This window comes from Myxococcus sp. MH1 (genome assembly GCF_059738865.1).
In genome coordinates this window covers 8,089,753-8,106,087 of the sequence record NZ_AP026947.1, presented here as the reverse complement: position 1 = coordinate 8,106,087, position 16,335 = coordinate 8,089,753, and the positions used below count along the sequence as shown (strand labels likewise).

At 70.5% G+C, this 16,335-nt stretch carries 14 protein-coding genes; 11 read left to right on the top strand and 3 right to left on the bottom strand.

Annotated elements, in window-relative coordinates; translation table 11 throughout:
- The first annotated feature begins 44 nt into the window (after positions 1–44).
- A complete protein-coding gene (locus AC6JA9_RS31775) occupies positions 45–1,277 on the top strand; it encodes an acetyl-CoA C-acyltransferase (protein ID WP_223781863.1) in 1,233 nt (410 codons plus the stop codon).
- Between the two features lie 86 nt (positions 1,278–1,363).
- Here the strand turns inward: AC6JA9_RS31775 and AC6JA9_RS31770 are convergent, their stop codons facing one another.
- Positions 1,364–1,948 (bottom strand): SRPBCC family protein, encoded by a 585-nt coding sequence (locus AC6JA9_RS31770; protein WP_497958315.1) that lies wholly within the window; start codon positions 1,946–1,948, stop codon positions 1,364–1,366.
- A gap of 332 nt (positions 1,949–2,280) precedes the next feature.
- Between AC6JA9_RS31770 and AC6JA9_RS31765 the strand changes: the two genes are divergently transcribed.
- The 3 genes from AC6JA9_RS31765 (at position 2,281) to AC6JA9_RS31755 (ending at position 4,918) form a co-directional block, all read left to right on the top strand.
- Positions 2,281–2,703 (top strand): YciI family protein, encoded by a 423-nt coding sequence (locus AC6JA9_RS31765; protein ID WP_223745233.1) that lies wholly within the window; start codon positions 2,281–2,283, stop codon positions 2,701–2,703.
- Between the two features lie 139 nt (positions 2,704–2,842).
- Positions 2,843–3,658, top strand: coding sequence for a hypothetical protein (locus AC6JA9_RS31760; protein WP_497958314.1), 816 nt, complete (start codon positions 2,843–2,845; stop codon positions 3,656–3,658).
- Positions 3,659–3,949: 291 nt separating this feature from the next.
- Positions 3,950–4,918: a hypothetical protein gene (locus tag AC6JA9_RS31755; RefSeq protein ID WP_497958313.1), complete on the top strand. Its 969-nt coding sequence runs from the start codon at positions 3,950–3,952 to the stop codon at positions 4,916–4,918.
- Between the two features lie 79 nt (positions 4,919–4,997).
- On the opposite strand, the gene AC6JA9_RS31750 is transcribed toward AC6JA9_RS31755, so the two are convergent.
- Entirely contained in the window at positions 4,998–6,761 is a 1,764-nt protein-coding gene (locus tag AC6JA9_RS31750) for a DUF885 domain-containing protein (RefSeq protein ID WP_408889551.1), read from the bottom strand.
- Positions 6,762–6,835: 74 nt separating this feature from the next.
- Positions 6,836–7,537: a sulfite exporter TauE/SafE family protein gene (locus AC6JA9_RS31745; protein ID WP_223745237.1), complete on the bottom strand. Its 702-nt coding sequence runs from the start codon at positions 7,535–7,537 to the stop codon at positions 6,836–6,838.
- A gap of 48 nt (positions 7,538–7,585) precedes the next feature.
- On the opposite strand from AC6JA9_RS31745, the gene AC6JA9_RS31740 reads away from it, so the two are divergent.
- The 7 genes from AC6JA9_RS31740 to hemN all read left to right on the top strand — a co-directional run bounded on the left by AC6JA9_RS31740 (position 7,586) and on the right by hemN (position 16,311).
- Positions 7,586–10,093: a heavy metal translocating P-type ATPase gene (locus AC6JA9_RS31740; RefSeq protein ID WP_497958312.1), complete on the top strand. Its 2,508-nt coding sequence runs from the start codon at positions 7,586–7,588 to the stop codon at positions 10,091–10,093.
- Positions 10,090–10,284, top strand: a complete 195-nt coding sequence (locus AC6JA9_RS31735; RefSeq protein WP_046715444.1) for a hypothetical protein — start codon at positions 10,090–10,092, stop codon at positions 10,282–10,284. Before AC6JA9_RS31740 ends, AC6JA9_RS31735 begins: the two co-directional genes overlap by 4 nt.
- Positions 10,285–10,288: 4 nt before the next feature.
- On the top strand, positions 10,289–12,655 hold the full coding sequence (gene ccoN / locus AC6JA9_RS31730) for a cytochrome-c oxidase, cbb3-type subunit I (protein ID WP_223745240.1): 2,367 nt from the start codon (positions 10,289–10,291) through the stop codon (positions 12,653–12,655).
- Positions 12,655–12,834, top strand: coding sequence for a cbb3-type cytochrome oxidase subunit 3 (locus AC6JA9_RS31725; protein ID WP_074950417.1), 180 nt, complete (start codon positions 12,655–12,657; stop codon positions 12,832–12,834). The genes ccoN and AC6JA9_RS31725 overlap by 1 nt, the downstream gene beginning before the upstream one ends.
- Positions 12,827–13,378: a cbb3-type cytochrome c oxidase N-terminal domain-containing protein gene (locus AC6JA9_RS31720; protein WP_141323792.1), complete on the top strand. Its 552-nt coding sequence runs from the start codon at positions 12,827–12,829 to the stop codon at positions 13,376–13,378. The genes AC6JA9_RS31725 and AC6JA9_RS31720 overlap by 8 nt, the downstream gene beginning before the upstream one ends.
- A 28-nt stretch (positions 13,379–13,406) precedes the next feature.
- The gene (gene ccoG, locus AC6JA9_RS31715) at positions 13,407–14,828 is read left to right on the top strand and encodes a cytochrome c oxidase accessory protein CcoG (RefSeq protein ID WP_223781872.1); all 1,422 of its coding nucleotides are present in this window, start codon (positions 13,407–13,409) and stop codon (positions 14,826–14,828) included.
- A gap of 112 nt (positions 14,829–14,940) precedes the next feature.
- A complete protein-coding gene (gene hemN, locus AC6JA9_RS31710; RefSeq protein WP_497958311.1) occupies positions 14,941–16,311 on the top strand; it encodes an oxygen-independent coproporphyrinogen III oxidase in 1,371 nt (456 codons plus the stop codon).
- Positions 16,312–16,335: the final 24 nt, after the last annotated feature.

Below are 16,335 nucleotides of genomic sequence, written 5' to 3'. Positions count from 1 at the left end.
GGACCAGGGCGGCGCGACGTCGCCCGTGAATGGAGGGCTGGTCGATGGATGCCTACATCTTGGATGCGGTCCGGACTCCGCGTGCCCGGGCGAGGCCCGGGAAGGGAGCGCTCAGCGGGCTGCACCCGCAGGAGCTGTTGGCCCAGACGCTGAAGCAGTTGCCGCTGCGCACGGGCGTGGACGTCTCGGACGTGGACGACGTGGTGGTGGGGGCGGTGTCGCAAATCGAGGCGCAGGGCGCGAACATCGCGCGCAACGCGGTGCTCGCCGCCGGCTGGCCCCTCTCCATTCCGGGCTTCAGCCTCAACCGCTTCTGTGGCTCCGGCCTCCAGTCGATGTCTGTGGCGGCCATGGGCGTGGCCTCCGGGGCCCAGCGCCTGGTGGTGGCGGGCGGCGTCGAGCAGATGAGCCGCTACGGCCTCAACGCGGACGGGGGCGGCACGGACGGCGGCAACGTCGACCTGCGTCGGCGCTTCTTCCAGGTGCCCCAGGGCATCTCCGCGGACCTCATCGCCACGCTGGAGGGCTTCACGCGCGAGGAGCTGGATGCCTTCGGCCTGCGCTCGCAGCAGCTCGCGGCGCGCGCCCAGGCCGAGGGGCGCTTCCTGCGGAGCCTGTTCCCGGTGAAGGACCCGCACACGGGCGAGGTGCTGCTCGCGGCGGATGACCACCCGCGCCCGGACACGACGGCCCAGAAGCTGGCCGCGCTCGCGCCCGCCTTCACGCAGCTCGGCGCGCGCGTCGAGGGCCCGAACGGTGAGACGCTCGACGAGCTGGCGCTCCAGGCCTACCCGCGCGCGGGCGCCGTGCGGCACCTGCACACCGCGGGCACCGCGAGCGGAATCGCGGACGGCGCGGGCGCCATCCTGGTGGCGTCGAAGGACTACGTGCGTGCGCACGGCCTGAAGCCGAGGGCGCGAATCCGCTCGGTGTCCGCCGTGGGGAGCGACCCGGTGCTGATGCTGACCGGGCCGGCGATGGCGTCTCGCAAGGCGCTGGACGCCGCGGGGCTGAAGGCGCGGGACATCGACCTCTGGGAGGTCAACGAGGCCTTCGCCGCGGTGGTGCTACAGACGGCGCGGGCGCTGGAGATTGATATCGACCGCGTCAACGTCAACGGCGGCGCCATCGCCCTGGGCCATCCGCTGGGCGCGACGGGGAGCATCCTGGTCGGCACCGCCCTGGACGAGCTGGAGCGCACGGGGAAGTCGCTCGCGCTGGTGACGTTGTGCACCAGTGGCGGGCAGGCGGTGGCGGCGGTGCTGGAGCGCGGCTGAGCCGAGCTGTCCCAACAGCATCATCAGCATCATCGAGGTGTCCTCCCCAGGGAACGGCCCTGGGGACGCGTGGGGAAGGAGCGGCTTTAGTGGGCGAGCGCGGGCGAGGCCTCGCTGCGCGCGGACTGGGTGGACTTGCGCGCCAGCGCCTTCGCCGCCGTCTCCAGGTCCGTCAGGCCCTTCTCCTGCTGTCCGCCGACGAAGGACTCCATGAAGCCGAAGGCCGTCATCGCCTTGCCCATGAAGGTGTTGGGGCCGGACATGCTCCACGTGACGAGCGTGCCCTTCTCACCGGGGCGCAGCGTGAAGTCCGCGCGGTTGACGGCGGCGAAGGGCTCGATGAACTCCAGGCGGATGGCGACGAGCTCGCCGGGCTTGCTCTCCAGAATCGTCATCTTGCCCGAGCCGATGTTGCGGTTGCCCTGGTAGGCATAGGTGGCGCCCACGCCCTCCGCGGGGCCCTCGTAGCTGCGCGTCATGTTGGGGTCGACGTTCTCGTAGGGCGACCACTGCCGCCACTCGGAGAAGTTGTTGATGAGCGCGTGGATGGCCTCCGGCGGCGCCTGGATCTCTCGGCTGCGCGCGATGAGGAACGAGTCCGGACGGGTGGCGATGAAGGCAACCAGCCCGACGATGAGCATGACGATAGCGATGCCAATGATCTTGGCCATGTGAGTTCTCCCTGGGGGGTGGGTTGGAATCCCGGCTTCAAAAGGGCGACGAACGGCCTTTCGGGGGATCGACACGACCCCCGTTTTTCCCGCGCCGGACGGCGCAACCTCCTGGCATTGCTGGGGAATCCCGGCGTGCGAAAATGCCCGGATAATTCACGGGGTGCCCACGCCCTCCGCGCGCTCACCGGGTGGCATACCTGGGGCGTGGGTGGGCAACACAGGTGTGTCGATCTCGACATGTCTCATTCGTCGCGCAGATGGAGCCACGGCTCGACACCCGCGAGAGCGGGCGAGGAGGCGTGGCGTGTGCACCGCAGAAAGGCGCGACGATGCGATTCATCCTGTTGTTGAAGGCCCGCCTGGAGACGGAGTCGGGAGGCCCGGCGAGTCGAGCGCTCATCACCGCGATGGACCGCTACAACGATGAGCTGGTGCGGGCGGGGGTGTTGCTCGACGCGGCGGGACTTCATCCCTCGTCACGCGGCGCGCTTATCGACTTCTCACAAGGCAAGCGGACGGTGACGACCGGGCCCTTCGCCTCGTCCGACGCGCTGATTGCCGGGTTCTGGATGATTCAGGTGAAGACGCGCGAGGAGGCGCTGGAGTGGGCGCGCCGGTGTCCCCTCCTGCCCGGAAGCGACGATGCGCAAATCGAGCTGCGGCAGGTGCTCGAGCCCTCCGAGCTGGCGGAGCTGGCGCGCGAGCCGGTGGCGCAGGACGCGTGGCCCCGCGCAGCGGGCTCACGCTCCTGAGCCGAGCGGCTCTCAGGGGGGCGAGGTGGCCGGAAGTACGCTCCGGCAGCGGGGGCATCACGGTGCGGTGGAGGTGGGCGCGCCCCTCATGCCCTTCGCGGCGAAACGTGCTCCACTGCCGTCAGAGCGAGGTGGGCACATGAAGGTGGTGGCACTCGTGGCGGCCGCGCCGGACATGCAGTCTGCGGCCAAGGCGCTGGCGGCGGTGACGGGCATGGCGCTGGCGGAGGCGCGGATGCGGTTGGCGCCGGAAACGCCGGCGTTGCTGGCGCGGCTCGCGCCCGAGGCGGCGGAGGCGCTCGTGGAGGCGCTTCGGAGCGAGGGGCTCGCGGTGCTCGCGGTGGACGAGCAGGGGCTGGGGCGTGAGTGGCTCGCGGCGCGACGGGTGACGTTCGGCGAGGACGCGGTGACGTTCAGCGCGCGCTCCGGTGAAGCGCAGTCCTGGAGCTGGCGTGACGTGGCGGTGGTGCTGCGAGGCGCGAGTTCCGTGCGCACGCGCAGCGAGCACAAGGAGCAGCCCAGCAAGATGGAGGTGGCCAAGGCCTACGGGCTGGCCATCGCCTCACATGGGCTGATGCTGCCGCGCACGGGGGCGAAGACAGTGCGGCAGGAGTCGGAGGAGACGACGCAGGTCATCTACGTCTTCTCTCGCGGCGGCCAGGGAGCGCTGCTGAGCGAGCACGGCATGGAGTTCTCCTGCCTGGGCCCGGCGATGCAGCCCTCGCGCATCGCGAACATGACGGTGCTGATGCGGAGGTTGTGCGAGCGGGCACCGGAGGCCTTCCACGACGAGCGGCTCCTGCGGCTGGGACGACGTCCGCTTCCCTTCGTGGTGGGCGATTCGACGCAGACGTCGACGAACAATGTGTCGGTGCGGACGGTGAGCTCGCTGCCCGGCATGGACGTGCTCGCCGAGGTGCTGCGTCAGGCCGTGGCCCTGCGCCTGCTGGAGTGACGACCTCCTGTTGGAGACCTTCGGCGCCGGCCCTGGGAGTCCCGATGAGAGACCCGGGCCGCGACAGGTGCTCGAGCCCACCGAGGTGTCGCTCGCGGGGACCCGGGGATTCTCCGCGTCGGCGGGTGGGCTCGTCCGTGTGTTTCTTGTTCACTGCTCGTGGTAGATTCGTGAGCTTGAATGAGCCGGCCCTTGGGGGGCTGGAGAAGCGAGGGGGAGATGAGTGATTGGCGCGTGAAGTTGTCACCACAGGCACGGGTGTACGTCCCGCCGCGGGAGGCCCGAGCTCAGGTGTCGTCCGAGGTCCCGGTGAAGACGGGCGGTGTGCGAGGGCCCGTGGATGAATTCGTGGGCACTCCGGGCGCGAGGGGACGGAGCAGGGCCCATCTGCTGGACGGTGGGACCTCCAGCGTCGCGATGACGCACCTGCTCCAGGCGCAGACGCCCACGCCCGAGCCGACGCGTCCGACCTGGGACCCCGAGGCAGGGCAAGCCTTCCTGAATGACGGAGAGACGTGGAGCCCGGTCGACGTGCCGTATGAGCGATACGCGTGGCTGGGGGAGGTGCGGCGCCAGGACGACTCCGTCTACCTCATCGAGCCGGACGCGCAGGCGGTGCGCGAGGATGACAACGCCAACTGGTGCGCGACGCTGGCGTGGGACTTCCTGGGGGCCGCCGTGCCGGGGTGGTCCTCGCAGGCGACACGGGACGGCGCGGCGGCGGACTACGAGAAGACCTCTTCCGAGGCCGTCTGGGCGCAGGTCGTGGGGCAGCAGGTTCCCGAGGCAGGCCTCGCGGTGAGCCTGCCGGTATCCTCCACCGGTGAGTCGCTGGACTTCAAGGCGGTGGAGACCTTCACCTCCGAGACGGATACCTCGATGGACTCCCCGCCGACGCTGACCTCGTTGGCGGACATTCCCGTGGGGGAGTCCCGCGCCATCGTCATGCGCCCGTTGAACGGAGACGGGACGTCGAACGGCGACGCGACGGGGCACTGGGTCATCGTGGAGCGCGTCTCCGAGGACGAGTACCGCATCCACCAGTCCGCGCCCGGCAACTGGGTCATGGCGGGCATGTCGGCGCCGCAGGGAGGCACCTTCACCCAGACCTTCACCGGCCCGGATGCCGCCCAGCAGGTGAGCGACTGCGTGCAGCGACAGAGCAGGTTCGCCGCGGAGAACCAGGGCTCGAGCCGCTACGGGCTTGTCGTCCTGGAGCCCACGCTGCCCCCGGAGCGTCGCAGCGAGTCGGTGGCGTGAAGCGTGGGGGCTGGGAGCTCCCAGCCCCGTCACGCGTCACCTGATGCAGCGCCTCGAGTGCTGCTGGCGCTCGAGGCCGCTACTCCTCGCCGAGCAGCAGCTGGCGGACGATGGGCACGGGCGGGTAGCCGTAGGACACCACCTCGTCGTGGAAGCGCAGGAGCGAGAAGTCCTTGCCCCACTTCACGCGCGCCTCCTCGCGCAGGTCCATCAGCATCTTCTTGCCCAGCGCATAGACCAGGTACGTGGGGTCGGAGGTCCCGCGGCGCGCCTCGCGCTCCGCGTTCGTCCTGGTCATGAACGCCTCCTCCTCGAACAGGCGCACCGCCTGCTCGTACGTCATGCCGCGCGTGTGCAGGGACAGGCCCGCCACGTAGCGCGCGAGCCGCTGGAGGTAGAGCGCCAGCTGGTTCAGCCGCAGCTTGTCCGCGCCCGGCCCCGAGCGTCCGCCGTAGCCCTCGTCGAGCATCATCTGCTCGGTGTACAGGCCCCAGCCCTCGGAGAAGGACGCGGAGCCGAGCAGCCGCCGCACCTTGGACTCCACCCGGTTGGTCCACAGGAACTGCACGTAGTGCCCGGGATAGGCCTCGTGGATGGACACGAGCGGCAGCGCGTGGTGGTTGTAGAAGCTCATGTGCTGCTCGGTCTGCTCGGCGCTCCACGTCGGGTCTGGCGGCGTGACGTAGTAGTACGCCTCCGTCGCGCGCTGCTCGAACGGGCCCGGCGTGCTCATGCTCGCGAAGGACAGCGAGCGGTTGAAGGACGGCGTCTCCGCCACCTGCGCGCGGACCTCGCTGGGCACGGTGATGATGCGCTCACGGATGAGGAACGCGCGGATATCCTCCAGCGTCGCGGTGGTGGTGGGCACCAGCTCCGCGGGCGTGGGGTGCTCCTTGCTCAGCTCCCGGTACACGTCCATGGGCGCCTTGCCCGGCCCGAGCCGGCCCGCCACCTCGCGGAACCGGGCCTGGGTGCGCTTCATCTCCGCGTGCCCCCACGCGAGCAGCGAGTCGATGCTCTCCGTCACGCCCTCCTCGTAGAGGAGCTTCTGGCGATAGGTGTCCTCGCCAATCGCGAAGTCACCCTTCGAGCGCGGCAGCAGGTCCTCGCGCAGGAAGCGGATGTACGCGTCGATGGCCGCGAGACACCGCGCCTGCTCCCGCTGGAAGGCCTGGTTGAGCTCCGCGTCCTTCACCGGCGCGAAGGCCTGGGGCAGCGTCTGCGCGTAGAGCGCGCGAGTGCCCTGGGCCTGCTGGAGGGCGATGTCGGTCCAGATTCGCGGCGGGTTGTTCAGCGCGGCCTGGGCGGCCGAGAACAGCTCCGGCACCTTCGTCATGCGGCCCACCGCCGAGCGCATCCGCTCCTCCAGCGGCGCGAAGTCGCGGTTGATGAGCTGGAACACCGCGTTGGACGCCTGGCCCAGCGCCGCGTTGGGGTTGCGCTCCCACGAGCGCACCACCTCGTAGTCCAGGATGCGCGCGCGGAAGTGGTTCTCCAGGATGTCGTAGTCGGCGCGGTCCTGCGCGGGCAGCGCGCGGCGGTCCACGGTCTTCGGTAGCGCCGCGAGCCGGTCCTTCAGATAGGCCAGGTGCGACGCGCGCTCCTCGGCGGTGAAGCCCCGCAGCTCGCCGTCATACGTGTGCACGCCGGCCGAGGTCGCGGACAGGGGGAAGCGGCGGAACTGCTCGTCGAAGTGCGCGTCGACGAAGCTCCGCAGCGCCACCTGCGCGGGCGCGAGCGTGGGGGCGGCCTGTGTCGACGGTGCCTCCGCGGTGGCGGTGCGCGACGTGGTGCAGCCCGTGGACAACAGCAGCAACGCGGCGAGGAGGCGTGGCGCGGTCATGTCAGCTCGGCGGAAGAGAGGGGAGGTGAGCCTCGCCGAGCCAGGGGCCCACGACAAGCGCGGGACGGCGACCCTCAGTGGCAGTGCGGCGACGTGTCCACCGCGCGCATGACGAGCACCGCCGCCGCGATGAGCGGCATTGCCCGACGAAGCAGGAAATCCGAGAGCCGCGGCCGACGACTCCACAGGCTCGACTGGAGCTGTGCGCCGAGCAGCGCGGGAATCCCGCCCAGCGCGAAGGCGCCCATCACCAGCGCGCCACCGCTGAACGAGCCGCTCGCGAGCGCCACCGCGAACACGCCGTAGAGCAGGCCGCAGGGGAGCAGCGGGGTCACCGCACCCATTGCGCCCGCTCGCGCCGTCGACGAAAACTTTGCGCTCCATCGCGCGATGGTGCCCGTGAGCCGCGCGAGCCCAGGCAGAGGAGGCAGGCGCTTTCCCACCTCCAGCGCGGAGGCCACCAGCGCGGCGGCCATCAGCCAGGGGAGATACGGGCGGGTGGACACGGCGAGCACGCTCGTGACGCCGCCGCCCAGCGCGCCCAGCAGGCCTCCCACGAGCGCATACGCGGCCAGGCGCGCGCCCTGGTAGGCGAGCAGGGCTCGACGTCGCTCAGGGCCCTGGAGGGCGGGCAGGCCCGCGCACGCCAGCGGTCCACACATGAGGAAGCAGTGCACGCTCCCCGTCAGGCCCACCGTGAGTGCTCCCAGCGCACCCGCCACCAGCGTGGGAGTGGGAGTCAGCGCCGTCAGCAGCAGCGAGGTGTCGAGGGCCATGCACGACTCCTTCGCAACAGGCATGCCGTTCGCAAGGTGACAGCCTGCATGGCTGATCCCGCGCAAACCCGGCCCGACGAGGCCCTCTGCCTCCACTGTGGCAGCCGCGTTCCGGAGGGCGCCAGCTCGCGCGAGTTCTGCTGCGCGGGCTGTGAGGCGGTCCATGGCCTGTTGGTGTCGCAGGGGCTGACCCGCTACTACCAGCTCACGGGTGGCAAGACGTCGCCGGCGGCGGAGCCCGCGCGGGGGCGGGGGCTTGCGTGGTTGGAGCCGCTGGTGACGAAGGCGGAGGCGGCGCCGGGCGCGCTGTGCTCGCTCGAGCTGGACGTGCAAGGCATCCACTGCGCGGCCTGCGTGTGGTTGATGAACGAGCTGTTCCGTCGGCAGCCTGGAGGCGCGGGCTTCACGGTGGACCCGGCGCTGGGCAAGGCGCGGATGCAGTGGCGGCGCGGCGCCTTCGATGTGGCGGGCTTCCTGCGCGCGGTGGAGGGCTTCGGCTACCTGTTCGGGCCCAGTCGCAAGCGGCCCGCGCCAGCGAGCCTGGATTTGCCCATCCGGCTGGGCATCTGCGTCGCGCTGACGATGAACGTGATGTTGTTCTCGGTGAGCTTCTACGTGGGGCTCACGCCCGAGGACGGCGAGGTCTTCGGGCTCTTCACGCGGCTGAGCCTGTGGCTGTCCACGGTGGTGGTGCTGGTGGGCGGCTGGCCGTTCTTCCGCTCGGCATGGCAGGGGCTGCGTCGGGGCGTGCCGCACCTGGACCTGCCGATCGCGTTGGGCATCCTGCTGGTGTTCGGCACGTCGCTGGTGCAGGCGCGCGGCGGGCGGGGAGACCTGGCGTACTTCGACACGCTCAACACCTTCGTGACGCTGATGCTGGTGGGGCGCTGGCTCCAGCAGCGCGTGTTGGAGCGCAACCGCCGCTTCCTGCTCGAGGACGATGGGGCCGAGGGGCTCTTCGTCCGTCGACAGGAAGCGGACCAGCTCGTCACCGTGCGGGTGTCGCAGGTGGAGGAGCGGGATCTGCTCGTCATCGCGCCGGGCGACCTGGTGCCGGTCGACGCGGAGTTGCTCGATGCCCGCGCGCGGGTCTCCACGGATTGGATGACGGGAGAGCCCGACGAGCGCGAGGTGCTCGCGGGGCAGCCGCTGCCGGCGGGCGCGTTCAACGCGGGGCGCGAGGCGGTGCGGGCGCTGGCGACGCAGTCGTTCCAGGACTCGCCGCTGGTGGCGCTGCTGCGGCGTCCTCCGGAGGGCTCGGGGCGGAGCGCGGGGCACACGCGCTTCTGGGAGTCGGTGTCGCGGCGCTGGGTGGTGACGGTGCTGGCCGTGTCGGCGCTGGGGCTCGCGCTGTGGTGGCCGTCGGGGCCGGACAAGGCGCTCGAGGTGGCGGTGGCGCTGCTGGTGGTGACGTGTCCTTGCGCCATCGGCATCGCCACGCCGCTGGCGTACGAGTTGGTGCAGGCGCGGCTGCGTCGAGAGGGCTTCTTCATCCGCGCCACGGACCTGTTGGACCGGCTGCCGCGTGTGCGTCAGGTGCTGTTCGACAAGACGGGGACGCTGACGCTCGGTCGGATGGAGCTGGTGGACCGGAGCGTGGTGGAGTCGCTCGACGACGAGGCGCGGGATGTGGCCTTCAACCTGGCCTCGCGCAGCAACCACCCGGTGAGCCGGTGTCTGGCGGAGGCGCTGTCGCGCACGGGCGCCCGCTTCGTCCCTGATGCCCGCGTCACCGAGCACCCGGGACAGGGGCTCGAGTGGGTGCGAGACGGCGTGTCATGGCGGCTGGGGCGCGCGGACTGGCGCGCCGCGCGTGGCGGTGAGGTGTCGGAGGTGGCTGGCCTCGCGCCGCTGACCACGCAGTCGGTCAGTGTTGCTGCCGGGACCACTCCGGCGCCGGCCTCGGTGGGTGGTGCACGTGGCACGGTGCTCTTTCGCGACAACACGCGCGTCGCCGCCTTCCCCTTGCGCGAAGCGCTGCGCCCCGACGCCCGCCGCGAGGTCTCCGCGCTCCAGGCCGAGGGCCACGCGGTGTGGCTCATCTCCGGCGACGCTCCCGCGCGGGTGCGCGAGCTGGCGGGCTTGCTCGGGGTCCCCGAAGCGCGGGCGCTCGGTGGCCTGCGTCCGGAGGACAAGGCGTGCACGGTGTCGCGGCTGGGCTCGACGGACTCGCTGTACCTGGGCGACGGCGTCAACGACAGCCTCGCCTTCGAGCGGGCCCTGTGCGCGGGCACGCCCGCCATCGACCGTCCGGTGATGCCGGGCAAGAGCGACTTCTTCCTGGTGGGAGAGGGCCTCGCGTCCCTGCGTGAGGCGCTGCGCCTGTCGCGCGAGCTGCACCAGGTGGTGCGCCGGCTGCTCACGCTGGCCATCGGCTACAACGTGGTGGCCGTCGCCGTGTGCCTGGTGGGCTGGATGACGCCCCTGCGCGCCGCGGTGGCGATGCCCGCCACCAGCCTGGCCACCGTCCTGTTCACCGTGTGGAGCCTGTCCGCGCCCCGTGCTCCCCGGCGCGACGCGGCGGGCCTCCCTCGCCCCACGGAGGTGCCCGCATGAACGTGCTCGTGCTCCAGGTCTTCGTGAGCCTGATGCTCGTGGCCAGCTCGGTGCTGCTGTTCGTCTACAGCATGCGCCACCGCGACCACGAGCAGGCGGACCGGCTCGCGCTCTTCCCGCTCGAGGAGGACAGCGCCCGCCCCGCGCGGCCGTCCGACGAGCGGACCTCGCCTTCGGCTTCCCAGGAGTGAATCCGTGCAACAACAGCGAATCGTCTACGACGACACCACGGTCCGCCGCTTCATCATCGCGGCGGTCATCTTCGGCATCGTGGGCATGGCGGTGGGAGCGCTGGTGGCCAGCCAGCTCGCGTGGTGGCAGGCCAACCTGGGCATCCCCTACCTGACGTACTCCCGCCTGCGCCCCCTGCACACCAACGCGGTCATCTTCGCGTTCGTGGGCAACATGATGTTCGCCGGCGTCTACTACTCCACCCAGCGCCTCTTGAAGGCGCGCATGGCGTCGGACCTGCTCTCCAACATCCACTTCTGGGGCTGGCAGCTCATCATCGTCGCCGCGGCGATAACCCTTCCCCTGGGCATCAGCACCTCCAAGGAGTACGCGGAGCTGGAGTGGCCCATCGACCTCGGCATCACCCTCATCTGGGTGGTGTTCGCCATCAACTTCTTCTGGACGCTGGCGAAGCGAAACGAGAAGAACCTCTACGTCGCCATCTGGTTCTACATCGCCACCATCATCACCGTGGCGGTGCTGCACATCGTCAACAGCCTGGCGCTGCCCCTGGATGGCCTCAAGAGCTACTCGGTCTTCTCCGGCGTGCAGGACGCGCTGGTGCAGTGGTGGTACGGCCACAACGCCGTCGCCTTCTTCCTGACCACGCCCATCCTGGGCATCATGTATTACTTCCTGCCCAAGGCGGCGGAGCGGCCGGTGTACTCGTACCGGCTGTCTATCATCCACTTCTGGGCCCTGGTCTTCATCTACATCTGGGCCGGCCCGCACCACCTGCTCTACACCGCGCTGCCGGACTGGGCGCAGTCCTTGGGCATGGTCTTCAGCGTGATGCTCTGGGCGCCGTCGTGGGGCGGCATGCTCAACGGCCTGCTGACGCTCAAGGGCGCCTGGTACAAGCTGCGCGATGACCCCGTCCTGAAGTTCCTCATCGCGGCCGTGACGTTCTACGGCATGGCGACGTTCGAGGGACCGCTGCTCTCCATCAAGTCGGTGAGCGCGCTGGGCCACTACACGGACTGGATTGTCGGCCACGTGCACGGCGGCGCGCTCGGGTGGAACGGCTTCATGGCGGCCGGCATGTTCTACTGGCTGGTGCCCAGGCTGTACGGCACGAAGCTGCACTCGACGCGCTCGGCGGACGCGCACTTCTGGCTCGCGACGGTGGGCATCCTCCTCTACATCGTGTCGATGTGGGTCAGCGGCATCAGCCAGGGCCTCATGTGGCGCGCCACCAATCCGGACGGCACGCTGATGTACCCGAACTTCGTGGAGACGCTGCTGGCCATCCGGCCCATGTACATCGTCCGCTTCGTCGGCGGCTCCATGTACCTGGTGGGCTTCTGCATGATGGCGTGGAACCTCTGGAAGACGGCCCGCTCGGGCAAGGCCGTCGACGGCGAGACCACGGTGGTGGTGGGCGAGGAGCCGCACCACGCGGGAGCCCCCGTGCCCGTCCCGACGGCGCCGGCCTGGGTGCAGGTCATCACCGGTCGTCCGCTCATCTTCGCCATCGCCATCCTCACGGTGACGATGTTCCTGGGCTGGGCGAAGCCGGTGCGCGCGCTGGTGTTGATGGGCGGCATCATCGTGCTGGGGGAGCTGGCCTGGATCGTCACCCGCAGGGACCGCGAGGCGGGCCGTCCGTCCTGGTTCGCGCTCATCGAGGGGCGCCCGCTGGCCTTCACCGTGCTCACGCTCATCGCCATCCTCATCGGCGGCGTGGCGGAGCTGCTCCCCACCATCCTCATCCAGCAGGCGGTGCCCGCGCACGGCGAGGCGCAGAAGCCGTACTCGCCGCTGGAGCTCCAGGGGCGCGACCTCTACGTCCGCGAGGGTTGCTACACGTGCCACTCGCAGATGATTCGCCCCTTCGTGGCGGAGACGCAGCGCTACGGCGACGTGTCGCGCGCGGAGGAGTTCATCTACGACCACCCGTTCCAGTGGGGCAGCAAGCGCACGGGGCCTGATCTGCACCGCGTGGGTGGCCGCTACCCGAACCTCTGGCACTACACGCACCTGATGGACCCGCGCGCGACCAGCCCCGGCTCGAACATGCCGGCGTACCCGTGGCTCGCGGAGAACTCCATCAAGGTGAAGGACGCGCCCAGGAAGCTGACGCTGATGCAGAAGCTGGGCGTGCCGTACACGAACGCGGAGGTGGACGCGGCCGAGTCGCGGCAGAAGGCGCAGGGTGAGGCCATCGCCGCGGACCTGGCCACGCAGGGGGTCCAGGTGGCGTGGGACTCGGAGATGGTGGCCCTGGTGGCCTACCTCCAGCGCCTGGGCCGTGGACCGCAGGACGTGCCCGCGCCGTCGGATGTCGCGCCCACCGCGTCGGCGGCGGGCGTTCAGGAAGGGAGCCGCTGATGTACAAGCAATTCTACCAGGGGATGACGCTGGAAGAGCTGCCGCTCTTCGCGCTCGTCCTGTTCATCGCCGTCTTCCTGGGCGTGTGCGCCTGGGTCTTCGGGGCGCGCCGCAGCCAGGACTTCGACGCGCTGTCGCAGCTGCCGTTGTCGGAGCGCGGGGAGGGCGGCCATGAGTGACGAGAAGTCGCCGGTGCTCCACGTCTATGACGGCATCGAGGAGCACGACAACCAGCTGCCCAACTGGTGGCTGGCCATCCTGTGGACCACGCTCGTCTTCGGCGCGGGGTACTGGTTCTGGTACCACGTCGCCGAGGTGAGCCCCGGCCAGCTGGGCGAGTACGCCGCCGAGTCCGCGGAGCATGCCCAGCGCATGGCGAGCAACACGCCCGCCTCCGACGAGCTGCTGCTGGCGCTGGTGAAGGACCCGACGTCGCTGGAGAACGGCAAGGGCGTGTTCCAGGCCAACTGCGCCGCGTGCCACGGCGCGCAGGGGCAGGGGCTCATCGGCCCCAACCTCACGGACGGCTTCTGGCTGCACGGCGGCTCGCCCATGGCCATCCACAAGGTGGTGGCCGACGGCGCCGTGGCCAAGGGCATGCCCGCGTGGGAGCGCACCCTGGGCGCCGAGCGCGTCAAGGCCGTCACCGCGTACCTGCTGACGCTCAAGGGCACGAACGCGCCGGGGGGAAAGGCCCCGCAGGGCGAGCCGGAGACGCCGTAGTCCTCGCGCTCCACCAGGAACCCACGTCATGGCGACAGCACCTCAGCGAGACGGCCCTCCGCGCATCGACCAGTTGTCGTCCATCCACGCGGATGGCTCGCGCAAGGCCATCCATCCCTCGGACGTGAGCGGGCGCTTCATCACGCGCAGGCGGGTGATGTTCGCGGTGCTGCTCGGCATCTACGTGGCGCTCCCCCTGGTGGACGTGGGGGGACATCCCGCCGTCCACCTGGATGTGGCGGCGCGGCGCTTCTACCTCTTCGGCGCCACGTACAACGCGCAGGACTTCTGGCGCGTGCTCTTCCTGGGCACGGCGCTGGGGTTCGGCCTGCTGTTCGTCACCGCGTGGCTGGGCCGCGCGTGGTGTGGCTGGGCGTGTCCGCAGACGGTGTTCCTGGAGGGCCTCTACCGTCCCATCGAGCGGCTCTTCGACGGGCCCCGCGAGCGACGGCTCAAGCAGGAGACCTCGCCGTGGACGCCTCTGCGCGTGGCGCGCGCGACGGCGAAGCACGGGGCCTACGTGGGCGTGTCGCTCCTCGTCGCGCACGCGGCGCTCAGCCTCTTCGTGTCCGCGGGCGGGCTGGTGTCCATGGTGTCCAGCGGCCCGGCCACGTCCCCGGTGGCCTTCACCTGGGCCATGGCCGTCACCGGCGCGCTGTACTTCAACTTCGCGTGGTTCCGCGAGCAGCTCTGCGTCGTGGTGTGCCCCTACGGCCGGCTCCAGTCGGCGATGCAGGACCGGGACTCGCTCATCGTCGGCTATGACACGCGGCGGGGCGAACCCCGGGGGCGGATGGTGAAGGTGCTCCCCGCGCACGCTGCGCCGCCCCGGGGCGACTGCGTGGACTGCCGCAGGTGCGTCACCGCGTGCCCCACGGGCATCGACATCCGCCACGGCCTGCAGATGGAGTGTCTGGCGTGCGCGCAGTGCATCGACGCGTGCGACGAGGTGATGGACCGGATTGGCCGGCCGCGCGGGCTCATCCGCTACGACTCGCTCAAGGGCCTGGCGGGCGAGCCCCGCCGCATCCTGCGCCCCCGGCTCGCGCTGTATGGCCTCCTGTTCGTCGCCTCCGTGGTGGGCCTGGTGTGGACGCTCGCCCGCCGTGTGCCGTTCGAGGCGAACCTGCTGCGCTTCCAGGGGATGCCCTACCTCGTCGAGGAGGGGCAGGTGCGCAACCAGTTCGAGCTGCACCTGGTGAACAAGAACCCGGAGCCCACCACCTTCACGCTGTCCATCCAGGCGCCGCCGTCCGCGCGGGGCGTGATTCCGCAGTCGCAGGTGAAGCTCGGCTCGCTGGAGAGCTTCCGGGTGCCGCTGTTCATCCTGGCGCCCCAGGGCAGCACCGAGGTGCCGTTCAACTTCATCGTCGAGGTGGCCGACTCCGCGTCGGGCGAGGTGAAGCGGATGGAGGCGCGCTTCCTGGGACCGCCGTCCAAGGCCCGCTGAGGCGGCGGACGAAAATCGTGCGCGTCACCCGGGGGCCTCCGCGGATTCTGCGCGAGGCCCTCCGTTCTGCGGGCGCGCGACGTGGCACGCGCCTTGGATTGGGACGAGGGGCATGGACATGCTTCCAGGAGTCCCCCGTCCGTCGCCGGAGCTGCTGGGCCGGTACAACGTCTCCGGGCCGCGCTACACCAGCTATCCCACCGCGCCGGAGTGGCGACCGGACTTCGGGCCGGAGGCGTTGGAGGCCCGGCTGCGGGTCGCCGGAGCGCAGGACGAAGCCTCGCCCCTGTCGCTGTATGTCCACCTGCCGTTCTGCCACAGCCTGTGCTGGTACTGCGGCTGCAACGTGGTCATCAGCAAGGACTCGAGCGCGGCGGACCGGTACCTGGACCACCTGGTGATGGAGCTGTACCTGGTGGCCGAGCAGCTGGGCCCCCGTCGCGCGCTGTCGCAGATCCACTGGGGCGGCGGCACGCCCACGTTCCTCACCGAGCAGCAGCTGGAGCGGCTGTGGACGGAGTTGATGCGCCGCTTCACGCTCCTGCCGGACGCGGAGGTCGCCATCGAGGTGCACCCGTCCGTGACGACGTCGGGCCAGGTGTCGCTGCTCCGGCAGCTCGGCTTCAACCGGCTGTCCATGGGACTGCAGGACTTCGACCCGCGCGTGCAGGAGGTGACGAACCGGCTGCAGACACCCGAGCGCACGCGGGCGCTGCTGGACCACGCGCGGGAGCTGGGCTTCACCGGCGTGAACTTCGACCTCATCTACGGCCTGCCGTACCAGGAGCCGGAGGGCTGGGCGCGCACGCTGGAGACGGTGCTGGCAATGCGTCCGGACCGGCTGGCCGTCTACTCCTTCGCCTTCATGCCGGACGTGCTCAAGCACCAGAAGCGGATGCCCGCGGACGCGCTCCCCAGCGCGGAGGTGAAGATGGAGCTGTTCCGCGCGGCCTACGCGGGCTTCGTGGGCGCGGGCTACCGGGCCATCGGCATGGACCACTTCGCGGTGCCCGAGGACGAGCTGGCGCGCGCCCTCTCCGAGCGCCGGCTGGGGCGCAACTTCCAGGGCTACACGGTGAAGGCCGCCTCGGACGTGGTGGCGCTGGGCAGCACGGGCATCAGCGACGTGGCGGGCGCGTATGCGCAGAACGTCCGTGCGCTGCCCGCCTACTACGAGCGCATCTCCCACGGCCGACTGGCCACGGAGCGCGGGCTCTTGTTGACCGAGGACGACCGCAAGCGCCGCGCGGTCATCACCCAGCTGATGTGCAACGCGTGGGTGGACCTGGGCGAAGAGGGCGTGCGCGACTTCGCGCCGGAGCTGGAGCGCCTCCGGACGTTCGAGGAGGACGGGCTGCTGGTGCGCTCGGGCTCCCAGCTGGAGCTGACCTCGCTGGGGCGGCTGTTCGTGCGCAACGTGGCCATGGTGTTCGATGCCCGGCTCGCCCGGGCCGAGCGACCGCGCTTCTCCCGGACCGTGTAGGAGGGCGGGCAGGCGGGCCTCGCG